The 11,963-nt window shown below is 59.7% G+C and carries 7 protein-coding genes; 4 read left to right on the forward strand and 3 right to left on the reverse strand.

Features of this window, described 5'->3' with window-relative positions:
• The first annotated feature begins 700 nt into the window (after positions 1 to 700).
• From F561_RS0102690 to F561_RS0102705, 4 genes are all read left to right on the forward strand, one after another.
• Positions 701 to 2,071, forward strand: coding sequence for a S8 family serine peptidase (locus F561_RS0102690; protein WP_019008398.1), 1,371 nt, complete (start codon positions 701 to 703; stop codon positions 2,069 to 2,071).
• A gap of 181 nt (positions 2,072 to 2,252) precedes the next feature.
• Positions 2,253 to 4,442: an HD domain-containing phosphohydrolase gene (locus F561_RS24605; RefSeq protein ID WP_019008399.1), complete on the forward strand. Its 2,190-nt coding sequence runs from the start codon at positions 2,253 to 2,255 to the stop codon at positions 4,440 to 4,442.
• A 190-nt stretch (positions 4,443 to 4,632) separates the two neighbouring features.
• Positions 4,633 to 7,932: an EAL domain-containing protein gene (locus tag F561_RS26995; protein WP_019008400.1), complete on the forward strand. Its 3,300-nt coding sequence runs from the start codon at positions 4,633 to 4,635 to the stop codon at positions 7,930 to 7,932.
• 380 nt (positions 7,933 to 8,312) lie between these two features.
• Positions 8,313 to 8,831: a hypothetical protein gene (locus F561_RS0102705; RefSeq protein WP_019008401.1), complete on the forward strand. Its 519-nt coding sequence runs from the start codon at positions 8,313 to 8,315 to the stop codon at positions 8,829 to 8,831.
• Between the two features lie 75 nt (positions 8,832 to 8,906).
• Here F561_RS0102705 and F561_RS0102710 read toward each other — a convergent pair whose 3' ends face one another.
• The 3 genes from F561_RS0102710 to F561_RS0102720 all read right to left on the reverse strand — a co-directional run bounded on the left by F561_RS0102710 (position 8,907) and on the right by F561_RS0102720 (position 11,910).
• Positions 8,907 to 9,242 (reverse strand): acyl carrier protein, encoded by a 336-nt coding sequence (locus tag F561_RS0102710; RefSeq protein ID WP_019008402.1) that lies wholly within the window; start codon positions 9,240 to 9,242, stop codon positions 8,907 to 8,909.
• Between the two features lie 119 nt (positions 9,243 to 9,361).
• Positions 9,362 to 10,396 (reverse strand): 3-oxoacyl-ACP synthase III family protein, encoded by a 1,035-nt coding sequence (locus F561_RS0102715; RefSeq protein ID WP_019008403.1) that lies wholly within the window; start codon positions 10,394 to 10,396, stop codon positions 9,362 to 9,364.
• On the reverse strand, positions 10,393 to 11,910 hold the full coding sequence (locus F561_RS0102720) for a coproporphyrinogen-III oxidase family protein (RefSeq protein WP_019008404.1): 1,518 nt from the start codon (positions 11,908 to 11,910) through the stop codon (positions 10,393 to 10,395). Before F561_RS0102720 ends, F561_RS0102715 begins: the two co-directional genes overlap by 4 nt.
• Positions 11,911 to 11,963 lie beyond the last annotated feature (53 nt).

The raw sequence follows: 11,963 nt of genomic DNA on the forward strand, positions 1-11,963 counted from the left end.
TGATGCCTGATCCCAAACAGCGAGACTGCGCGAGAATCATCCGAGCGGACTGGCAAAGCGGCGAAGCAGAGCGAGGGACGAGAATTCCGGGAGGAGTGGCGTCCGTTCACGACGAGGGCTGGTGCCGATGGACGACCCTATCGGCGCTTACCCGGATATTCGGGAATCGAAGCAGGTCCGCACGATGCGGACTCCGTTGAATGACTGCACAGCAAGGAGCTTCATCAGCTCCGTGTCCACATCGCGTGGCGCGTTTAGGAGAACATCTTGTGGGTAGGGGCACCCAACCTCTCAAAAACCCGGCACATCATCTAGAAACAGAAGTTGACGGCAGCCTCTTGATCATGCTCTTAAAAAATTTTCATGTAGACATCTGAAAGCGTATGAACCAAACAAGTCTGGCTCCTCATGTCCTCTCAGCCAGAACTCATCTGGATATCTGCGAAGGCACGCTACCAAAATAATGGATTTACTGCGTGGAAGGGCAGCAATCTCTGCCCCCAAAGTATTAAGACGAGACAGCAACAATAGAGCCAGGCAAGATAACGAAATCTTAATTTAATAACCTATTCTTAAAATGAGTGCTGCCAACTGTTGCATCGTCCAAAAAAGTGACAAAAATGTCAGTACGACAATGTAAACTCATTTCATCCTCACAGCGGCTGCCCAGGCCCTGCCTGATCTCTTAAGGAGATTCACCATGATCCTACGTAAAACGCTGTCTGCTTCTGCTCTCCTCTCCTTTGCTCTTTTGACAGCCTGCAACACCACACCAGCAACCGACCTGACCTCAAGCAACACTGCCCGCTTCGATTACGTGGCAACGGTGCCGCTTGAAACTGGCGATACACCCAGAGATCTGGCGAAGACTCTGGGAGGCACGGTATTGTCGTGGGACAATGCTGATTGTGGCGCGGCAGATTCCGAGGTCTGCGTGGCGCTGATGGGCATGAACATCAACAACACGGCTCAGGGCGAGGTATCGTCCACGACCGCACAGCTGCACGCACAGAGCCTCGCAGCTCAGGCCAGCCGCAAGGTGTATATCGAGCCGAACAAGAATGTCTTCAGCGGCGGCGGAAGTATGACCGCCATCATGGGCGGGTCCATGAGCCTCTGGGCAGGTGGATCCATGAGCCTCTGGGCAGGCGGATCCATGAGCCTCTGGGCAGGTGGAAGCTACTCTCCCCTTCCCCAGAACTCTACCCTCTGGCAACAGATTCGTCTTCAGCAGGCGCAGGCGCTTGCCCCCAACCTCGGTGATGGAGTTACTGTGGCCGTCATCGATACGGGGATAGACCTTCAGCACCCTGCTTTTCAGGGATCCCTCACCGATCCTGCGTCATGGCGTGATTTCTACGCCGCCGATAACGATCCGCAGGAAGAGGGCACCCTGGGCGTTGGTGGATATGGTCACGGCACGAACGTTGCCGGAATCATTCTTCAGATCGCGCCGGAAGCCAAAATTATGCCCCTGCGCGTGTTGGGCGAGGACGGTTCCGGCGACGTGGTCATGGTCGCGCAGGCTGTCGATTGGGCCGTTGCCAAAGGTGCGAAGGTCATCAACATGAGCCTTGGCAGCGAAGACAACTCCAAGGTGGTTCAGGACGCCATCAACCGGGCAAGCACCCGAGGTGTTCTGGTGGTGTCGTCGGCAGGAAATGCCAACCTCGGCAAAATCACCTACCCCGCCAACAACGCTCAGCTGAAGGGCCCTGGAGACTATGCCGTCAGCGTGGGCAGCGTCAGTCTTCAGGATGTCAAATCGACCTTCTCCAACTACAGCAACACCCTGGAACTCGTGGCACCCGGCGAAAACGTGGCTGCCCCGGCCCCCGGTGGAATGGTGGCAGCCTGGAGCGGGACTTCGATGGCCGCCCCCATGGCCGCAGGTGGTCTGGCACTGGCGTTGGGACAACCTCTCAAGGTGCCTTTAAATGATGTCACCAAGAAAATGATTGGAACAGCCTTCGATGTCTACGATATCTCCGCCAACCGGCCCTACAGAGACATGCTCGGAGACAAAGGACGCCTCGACCTCGCGCTTTTCCTCCAAAACGTCATCAAATAACACCTGATGACTTCCGGTATTTAGCCGCTGCCTGATTTTCTGACCACTCGGCGCTGAATTCACGGCCACACTCGGGTTCTGTAGAGATGAGCAACCTTGTCTTCCGAATCCAAAGTGGCCGTGATCCATTCTCAAATTTCCCTGACCGTTTTTTCGTTGACTTTGGAGGCTCTCCGTTCCTGTGAATAACCCTGTAGACCGCAGCGCAAATCATCTGCAACAGCCCTATGAGGCTGCGGCACAGCTTCCCGTGCAACTGATGTACGAGGAAGCGTTGGCGCTGTTGGAAACAGACCCTCAGACGGCATTGATACGGGCGCAGGCGGCCTACGAACTGGCATCTGGATTCAGTGACGTTGAGTTACAGGCGCAGATTCTGTTGCTGCTGGGCCGCACACAACTTCAAACCTCAGATATGCCGGGTGCGCTGGAAAACTTTATCCGGTCTGCCGAGGCATACGCGCACAGCGGCGACTTTTTGGGACAGGCAGAGGCTGAGGGGTTTGCAGGCCGGGCCTGCTTGAATTTAGGACAGTTGGAAGAAGCGGAAGCGTATTTGCAGACAGCTATTGAAAGGGCCGAGAAGTACACCTCTGAACGCGCCCAGATCATTCAGGCGACTGCATTGAATCAACTTGCTGGCGTCCAGCACCATCAGGGAGCTTCTGCTTACGCCCTGAAATCACTTCAGTCTGCTCTGAGCCTCTGGCAATTGCAGAACAACCTGAGTGGACAGGTCAACTGTTTTATCAATATCAGTAATATTCAGAGTGCTCTGGGTCAATATACTCAGGCGGTTCAGTCGCTCTCCAATGCACAGCAGGTGCATCAAAAATCTGTTAAAGACAATAAAACAGAAATTCTGATCCTTCACAATCTGGCCAGAGTGCATTACCTGAATAACGACTACCAACTGGCAGTAGATGTCATGAGATCTGCTTACAGTATTGTCGCACAGACCGGTGACCAGAAATTTATTGCCACCGTTCAGCTCAATCTGGGCACCTTCCTCCTTGAATTACATCAATACGAAGAGGCGAAGAATCACCTTGACTCGGCGTTGCAGTTAAATAGACAGCTGGCTCACACCTTGGGCGAGATGCATACCCTGGACAGCCTCGGCTCTCTTTACGAACAGACAGGAGAAGTAAAGCAGGCCAGCGAATCGCATCAGCAGGCGCTTGGCATTGCCGTCACCATTGGTGCAACTCAGGGTGAGCTGGAGGCCCGCCTGCATCTGGGCCGACTTCATCTGAATGCTGGTGAACTGGAACCTGCACTCCTGGAACTGCAGACAGCGCTGGAACTGGCTGAAAAGAACCGCTCTCCCAAGGAGCAGGCCACAGCGCACGAAGCTCTGGCAGCGTTGTTCGAGCAGCGGGGCGACATGGGACGTTCGGTGGTGCATTTGCGGGCGCTGCGGCAGATAGAACAGGAACTCTTTCACGCCGAGCGGGATCGGCAGACACGTAACCTGACCATTCAGTTCGAGGTAGAACGCGCCCGGCACGACGCGGACGTGTACCGCCTGCGAACGGAGGTGGAACAGGAAGCCCGCCGCACTGCCGAACAGTTGGTGCAGGAACGGACTTCTGATCTGGCCCGCGCTCAACATGAGGTGGTGACGCGGTTGGCGATGGCTGCCGAGTACCGCGACGACACGACAGGCGAACACACCCGGCGTGTGGGCCGCACTTCTGGCCGAATCGCGCGGGCGCTGGGCTGGGAAGAGGCAGAAATCAGCGTGCTCGGTGTGGCCGCCCGCCTGCATGACGTGGGGAAAATTGGTATTCCAGACAGCATTTTGCTGAAGTCAGGCAAACTGGACGCCGCCGAATACATCCAGATGCAGACCCATACCCTGATCGGCGCACGCATCCTGTCGGGTGGGCGCTCCAAATTGCTGCAACTGGCGGAAGAAATTGCCCTGACGCACCACGAACGCTGGGACGGCAGCGGCTATCCGCATGGGCTGGCCCAGGATCAGATTCCGCTCAGTGGGCGCATCGTGGCGGTAGCGGACGTGTACGACGCCCTGACACAGGCGCGTCCATACAAACCCGCCTGGACTTCGCAGGATGCTCTGGCCGAGATTCAGCGGCAGGCCGGGGCACACTTTGACCCGGCTGTCGTGGAGGCCGCACTGATGGTACTGAATCTGCCCGAACAGCCGTCAGCCGGACAACGTGCCGATTTGCTCAGCGAGGCCGCCTATTCAGAGGATCTACCCATGGCCGAGGAGGACGCCTCTCAGGTGCTTTCAGTGTTCGAACAGCTTCTGATCGAGCGGACCACCGAACTTAAATCAGCCCGTGAAGCGGCCCAGCGGATGGAAGAAGCATTGCAACGACTCAGTACGGACGACCCATAAGGCAGTTTGGGTATGGCCCACAGGCAGGAAAACGCCGCACAGAGAGATCCTCTGTGACACAGCATGAAACGTATCTGGAGCAAAGAGAACCTTAGCAGGACGGAAGAGAAGACGGCTCAGGGGATCAGTGAGAAATAAAGGATGTTGTCCAGCAAAGTAGCAATCTGAGACAGGCGGCTCAGCGACCACGATGAAAACTTCACTGGCGTCTGCAACCAATTTGACCGAGATCAACGGACGTGTCAGCCTGGCTGCTCATCCTCTGGCCGCCGACCTTCTGGAAGCGAGTCTGCCCGGAGATCCAGCACCGCAGGAACTGTACCGCCGAGTTCTGGCGCTGGCGATACAGGCCGTACCGGGAGTCCTGACAGGCCGCCTGTTCGGACGCGAGGCAGACGGCAGATTTCGGGTGCTGGCTGCCAGTGGACAGACGCTGGAATTGCTCAGAAGTCTGCACCTGGAACCGCACGATCTGATCTACGACCCGGCCCTTCGCAGCCAGTGGGTCAGCGGATTTCGGGCTGCTTTTGCCGACAGCCTGCCCACTGATCAGGCGGCGCTGCTGGAGGCGGCCCACGCGGCGGACAGCCTTCACAGTTTCCCCGACCGTCCTGTAAGTTCTGCGGTACAGGTCCTGATTGTGCCTGTACAGCTCAGGGGCGAGTTGCGGGCGGTACTGCATCTTGACCGCATAGACGGTGGGCAGACCGCCAGAGAACCGCATCAACAGGCCGCCCTCCTCGAATCCGACCTGACCCTGGGCCAGTGGTGCGGGGCACAGGTGGCGCTGGTGGTGCAGCATCTGGATACTGCCGCCACCTTGCAGGCTGGACAGAAAGAACTGAATCTGCTGAACCGGGCACACGCCGCAGTCACGGGAGCGCAGGATCTGGACGACCTGTTCCGACAGGTCATCAGCGCCGTGACTGAGCTACTGGAGGTCGAACATGCCAGCATCGCGCTGCTGGAAGGCGAGTTGCTGGTGCCCCAACAGCAGGCAGGAGGAGGCGTCTGGAGCGACAGTTATCCGCTGACTTCCGGAGTGTGCGGACGGGTGGCCCGCACTGGCCTCTCTATCCTGCTGCCCGATGTCCGCCAGGACCCGGAATACGTGCAGGAACACCCCGACGTGATCAGTGAACTGTGTGTGCCGCTGCTGGACGGCGAACGGGTGGTGGGGGTACTGAATCTGGAATCCAGCACCCAGCACCTGACCCCGCAGGATTTGCGGCAAGTTCAGGCCCTTGGGGTCTGGCTGGGGCGGGCCATAGCACGCGAGCGCCTGTACACCGCCAGCGAGCAGCAGCGGCGAGCGCTGGAGTTGCTGCACCGGGTTCGCACTGCCGTCAGCCGCACCCTAGATCTGCCCGAAACCATCCGCGCCGTCAACGAAAGCATTGCCCAGACGCTGGGATATCCGCAGGTCAGCGTGTATTTCTGCAAGGGTGATGAACTGGTATTGCAGCATCAACTGGGCTACGAACAGGTCATAGAGCGCCTGCACCTGACGACCGGAGTGATGGGCAGGGTCGCCAGAACCGGGCAGGCCGAATGGATCGAAGACATAGACCAGGAACCCGAAGCCCTGAAAGCGATGGAAGGCATTTCTTCCGAGGTGTGCGTGCCCCTGCATCTCAAAGGCGAAGTGGTAGGCGTGCTGAACGTAGAAAGCATGGGCGAGCGGCGTTTACGGGCCTGGGACGCGGAGCTGATCACGGCAGTGGGAGAATATGTGGACTACAGCCTGGAACGGGCGTCGCTGCACGCCCAGGTGAAAGACCGGGAGGTGCTCTACCGCCTGCTGGCCGAACACACCAGCGATCTGATCTGTCTGTACCAGCCGGGTGGCCCCCTGATCTATGTCAGCCCCAGCATCACGCCGCTGCTGGGTTTTATGCCCGGAGACGCCGTGCTGCACACGCCCGCACTGTTGGTCCATCCCAAAGACCGCTATTACATCCGGCGGGCTTTTCGTGCCAACGGGGAGCCGATTCGCTGGCGACTGCGGCACCGAGATGGGCATTACATCTGGTTTGAGACCACCATCAGCCGGATCGACCATGACCCATCCGGCAAGGATGCCCAGCCTGGACAATTTCTGATGTCCTCGCGCGACATTACGGCCCGGCACGGGGCAGAGGCGCGGTTGGCCTGGGCCGCCACCCACGATCCGCTGACGCACCTGCCCAACCGCGCCCTGTTGTTCGAGCGCCTCGGGGGGGTGCTGCGGACGGCGCAACGCAGCGGGCACCACGCGTATGCCGTGCTGTACCTCGACATGGATCGGTTCAAAGTGATCAACGACAGCCTGGGACACGCGGTGGGCGACGAATTGCTGGTGGCATTTGCACACCGCCTGCAAAGCACCATGCGGCAGGGTGACCTGGTGGCACGGCTGGGCGGCGATGAATTTGCCGTCCTACTGAGCAATGAATATGGTGGGTTACAACATGGTGGGCTGCAAGAGGATGGGCTGCTGGAAGCCAGGCGGGCGGCGGCCAGGTTACAGACGGCGCTGGCCGAGCCATTCGTGGTGGCAGGCCGCACCCTACGTGTTGCAGTCAGCATAGGCATCGCGCCGGGGCGGCCCGGACACCTGACCCCCGGCGACGTGTTGCGTGACGCCGATCTGAGCATGTACCGGGCCAAGCGAGACCGCCGGGAAACTGTCGCGACCTTCGACCTCAGCATGCACACCCGCGCCGTGCGGCAATTGCAGCTGGAAGCCGACCTGCCACATGCGGCCCGCCTGGGCCAACTCGGGCTGCATTTTCAACCCATCGTGAACCTGATTTCGGGCAAACTGCACAGTGCAGAGGCGTTGGTGCGCTGGCAGCATCCACAGTTGGGCCTGATTCCGCCTGATGAATTTATTCCGCTGGCCGAAGAACTGGATCTGATTACAGAGCTGGGAGACTGGGTGCTGCACCGCGCCTGCGCCCTGTACAGGCAGTGGAATCCGGCTCAGATGGGCCTCAATGTCAATGTTTCTACCCGGCAGTTTTTGAAGGAGGATTTTGTACAGCGGGTCGAGGAGGCGCTGAAGGCCCACGCCATGCCCGCCAACCGCCTGAACCTGGAAATTACCGAAAGTGCGCTTGTGGAGGATATGGACGAGGCTGCCCAGACGCTGGCGGGCCTCCGGGCACTGGGCGTGCGCGTGCAGATCGACGATTTCGGCACCGGGCATTCGAGCCTGGCCTTCTTACACCGCTTTCCGGTAGACGTGCTGAAGATTGACCGGGCCTTTATTGCACGTCTCGGTGAAGACGCCGTCAGCGCCAGCGTCGTGAAAACCGTGGTGTTGCTGACCCAGGCGTTGGGCGCAGGCGTGGTGGCCGAGGGCATAGAAACTGACCTGCACCGCCGCCATCTGCTGCATCTGGGCTGCCCGCTGGGACAGGGATACCTATTTTCCAGGCCACTCCCACCCACCGAATTTGCGGCCCAGTGGCTGAGTCAGAGCCAGGCTGAAGCCAGTACTGGTTAGGACAGTGGTCGAACATATGATCTGGTGTTGACTGAACGGGCGAGTGTATTCAGAAGAAAATTGGGAGAATGGCAGTGCCTATGAAAACTTCAGAGGTCTTTTCCTTGGCGCTGTCATCTGGACAGATGCTCTGAAGGTCACTCTTTTGAGCTTCCGTTTCCAAGTCTTGACATCCCTGCCAGGAAAAGAGCGATACGCCGTGCAGAGTCGATCAAGAGGGAGACTCCGCCGATGCCGTTGTGGGTGTGCGGGATCAGAACAGACTGCCTGGAATCCGTCAATCCCGTCCCCAGAAGCTTAAAGGCTGTGTGGCTGGGACCGTAACGGGTGTTGGTATCTCTCTCACAGTGGTTCAGACAACCTCTCCCAGAATGTAACGCATGAAACACCTTTTGTTCCCCACCGTGGCCCAGGCCGACGCCTTCGTACAGGATCTCCGCGCTCAGGGCGTCATCCGTGAAGAATTGGGCGAATCGCGCCTGAACCGTACCTCGACCGCTGGAATGACCTCTGGCACGCAGACCACCACCGAAGTGGTCGAGTTGCGCGGAAACCCTGACGAGGCTGCCGAGGGTGCTGTGAAAGGCACCGGAGTTGGTGCAGTCGTGGGCGCAGTGGCCGGAGCCGCTGCCGTTGCCCTGACGGGCGGATTGGCCGCTGTGCCAGTCATCCTCGGTGCTGCGGCGCTGGGTTCGGGCGTGGGTGCAGTCGGCGGCGCGTCGGTAGGCTACACGAGCGGCGACGATGTGGTTCACCACGTCTCCGATGTTTCCGACGACCACTACGACCGCATGAACAGCACCGTGGAGAGCGGTGGCCGCGCCATTGCCGTGGACGACAATATCCCCAGCGATGTGCTTGAAGCTGCCGTGATGCGTCACGGTGGACAGTTCGTCTGAAGCTGAAGCTTTACTGAACTGAATCCCCCAAAAAACGGACCGACTCTATTTGCTGGAGTCGGTCTGTTCTTGGGCTTATGTGGCGAACACTTCGGCCAGAATGAGCTGCGCCAGATCGTCGATGGTGTCCTGCTCCAGCGCCACCGGGTCAAGGTCTCGGCTGAGGTCACGTTGCAGGCTGTACAGAAGTTCCACGCTCATCAGCGAATCGAACCCGATAGCCAGAAAGCTGCGGTTGGCGGTCGTATCGGTATCTGCACCGCCCTGTTGCCGAATCCACGTCACCTGCTGCTCTATGTACCGGGTCAGCATCCTCAGCCGCTCCGAGTGACTCAGCGGCGTCAGGGCGGCCAGAAGTTGGCCTCTATCTTTGCTGTGGTTGAGGGCTGTCCAATCTTCGGTCAGGGTCATGTTGTTCCTCCGGTGCAGCAGCTCAGGTTCGGCGTTTCGGGAATGTTCGGACGTTCTCGGGCTTCAGAATGTTGGGTCACTGCGTCTTTTCACCATCTGCTCCTCAGCTATTGCCGTCCTCAGTAGCGCAGCAGCACACTGGCCCAGGACAGGCCCGCGCCGAAGCCGCTGAGCAGCAACAGGTCGCCGCGCTTCAGGTCATGTGGCTGTGACTCATTCTGTTGGGGGCCGTGCAACACGCTATGCAGCAGAATAGGAATGGACGCCGACACAGTGTTGCCTGTGGTCGCCAGGGTGCGTGGCATACGCTCTGGCAGCAGCTTCAGGCGCGAGCGCAGGCCGTCCAGCACCATATGTGACGCCTGATGAAACAGGAACAGGCGCACGTCGTCGGTGGTGACCCCATGCGCGGCCAGCAACCCCTGAAGATGCGGCGGCACCATACGGTAAGTGAAACCCAGCATGGTCTTGCCGTTCATGTGAATCTGATCGCGGGTGCGCGTGTTGGGGCCGTCCGTCACTTCGGGCAGAGGTTCGGGCGGGGTGGGCAGGCGGGCCGCGCCACCGGGAACGCAAAAGGCGTCCTGAAGCGTGCCGTCAGTGCCCCACGCCGAACCCAGCACATACGAAGTCGCGTCTCCCCCACTGACCCAGGTGGCCGCCGCACCGTCGCCAAACAGCAGGCGGGTTGAGCGGTCCTGAGGGCTGATCAGCTTGGTGTAGGTATCGGCAGTCACGATCAGAACGTTGTGGGCCGCACCCGAGGCCAACAGGCTGGACGCCAGAATCAGGCTGTAGGTGAAACCGGAACAGGCCAGATTGACATCGAAGGCGGCCACCTGCGCGGGCAAATCCAGTCGTCCATGCAGCAAGCAGGCATTGGAAGGCAGGCGGTGGTCGGGCGTCTGGGTGCAAAAAATGATGGTATCCAGGCGGCCAGAGAGTTCGGGCTGTGCGGCGAACAGCTTGCGGCAGGCGGCCTCAGCCAGATCGAGGGCCGTTTCACCGGGGGCGCTGATGTGACGCTGCTCCACACCCGTATGCTTGGCCGCCTCAGGCACATTCCAATCGGGAAACTGGGCGTGCAGATCGTCATTGGTCTCTATATGCCGGGGCAGATGCACCGCCACCGCCTCTATGCGGGCAGGCATCATGAGAGAGCCGCCGGGTGGGAGGACAGAGGCTGAAGCGGTTGTCCTGCGGTTGCCTCCGCTCCTGCCTGCACGGAGGCAGCCTGTTTCAGGGCGGCCATATGCGCTTCGGTCAGTTCTTCCACGCGTGACGCCATCAGCGCCGTCTGGATCAGCGGCACGCGGTAAGCTCCTTCAGGTGTAAGGCGAATGGAGTCGTCCTGCACAGAGATAAAACCCAGGTCGGCGGCGGCCTGCCAGATACCCGGAAATTCCTCCAGTACATCCTGCCCAAAATTGGCGCGGTAGCTGGCGCGGTCTACACTCAGCGACTGCAAATTACGAAACAGCAGCGAGAGCCGCAGGTCTGCCGGAGTGCGGGTGTAGCCCACCTCGGCAGGCAGGCGGCCCGCATCCAGCGCGGCGTAATAGGCGCTGAGGGTGCGGGCGTTCATGAAGGTGGAACCGCCGTTCTGTGCAGCCCGATCTGAACTGTGGTGGCCGGGGCTGCGGTGGTCAGGAAAGTCCGAAATGGCCGCGTAGCCCCAACCCCAGACATCGTGGGCCTCGAAGGAACGGCGGCATTCCTCGTAGATGAAGCCCTCAGTTCTGTTCTGATCGTCTCGTTTCTGGCTGGCCTGCTTCTGAAAATCGTAGGGCGTCAATTGTTCGTAGCCGCCCGCTGTCAGCAGGTCACGGGCCAGATGGTACATATCGCGCACCAGTTCAGGACCGGGCAACTCGTCCCGGCGGTTCAGGGCAAAGTCGGTCATGCCGCCCACGTTCAGTTCGTAATGTGTGATGTGCTCCACGCCCGAGGCCATCAGGTCCCGCAGATCGCGTTCCAGATGCGCCAGCGTCTGCTGAGGCCAGCCGAAAATCAGGTCTACGTTGCAGCCCAGCCCCAACTGTGCGGCCCATTCCACCGCCTGAAACACATGCCTGGGCTGTTGCTTGCGCCCACTCAGCAGGCTCAGTTGGTGGTCGAGTTGCTGCGCCCCCATGCTGATCCGCGTGACGCCATGTGCCTGCATGACTTCCAATTTTTCAAGGCTGAACAGCTGCGGAATGCCTTCCAGCGTGATCGGGGTGGCGGCAGGAAGGCTGGGCAGAAGGTCGTGGATCAGCCCAAGGAGGCGCGGATACTGGTGCACCTTCAGCAGATTGGGTGTGCCGCCGCCGATAAAAATGGAACGGGGTTGCAGGGCCGTCCAGCGCTCGCGGTACAGTTCGCCTTCTCGGGCAAGGTAGTCCAGATACACGTCCAGTTGATCCTGATGACGGTAGGCCTCGGTGGGAAACAGGCAGTAGCCGCAGTGGGCAGGCTCGGTGGTCAGGCAAAACGGCAGACCCACATACAGCTCACAGGTGGGCGCGTCGGTCCCCGGTGGGCGGGCCTCCAGCGGCGTGCCCGTGCCGCCTTTCCAGAACCGGGGAGAGGGAAAGCTGTGTAGCACCTTGTTGACCTGCCGCTGCGTCAGCTTGGTGTCCAGAAAACGGCGGGCGGCGGCGGGCGTACTGAGGTCGATTCGGGTCATGCAAAACCTCGCAGCTAAGAGAAGAACCGTGAGTGAGAAGAGCGTGGTGGAGG

It is taken from the genome of Deinococcus aquatilis DSM 23025 (genome assembly GCF_000378445.1).
Lineage (GTDB): Bacteria > Deinococcota > Deinococci > Deinococcales > Deinococcaceae > Deinococcus > Deinococcus aquatilis.

Excerpts from the sequence above, each read along its gene's own strand:
- F561_RS0102690 (WP_019008398.1), top strand. The coding sequence starts at position 701 with ATGATCCTACGTAAAACGCTGTCTGCTTCTGCTCTCCTCTCCTTTGCT.
- F561_RS26995 (WP_019008400.1), top strand. The coding sequence starts at position 4,633 with ATGAAAACTTCACTGGCGTCTGCAACCAATTTGACCGAGATCAACGGA.
- F561_RS0102705 (WP_019008401.1), top strand. The coding sequence starts at position 8,313 with ATGAAACACCTTTTGTTCCCCACCGTGGCCCAGGCCGACGCCTTCGTA.
- F561_RS0102710 (WP_019008402.1), bottom strand. The coding sequence starts at position 9,242 with ATGACCCTGACCGAAGATTGGACAGCCCTCAACCACAGCAAAGATAGA.
- F561_RS0102715 (WP_019008403.1), bottom strand. The coding sequence starts at position 10,396 with ATGATGCCTGCCCGCATAGAGGCGGTGGCGGTGCATCTGCCCCGGCAT.
- F561_RS0102720 (WP_019008404.1), bottom strand. The coding sequence starts at position 11,910 with ATGACCCGAATCGACCTCAGTACGCCCGCCGCCGCCCGCCGTTTTCTG.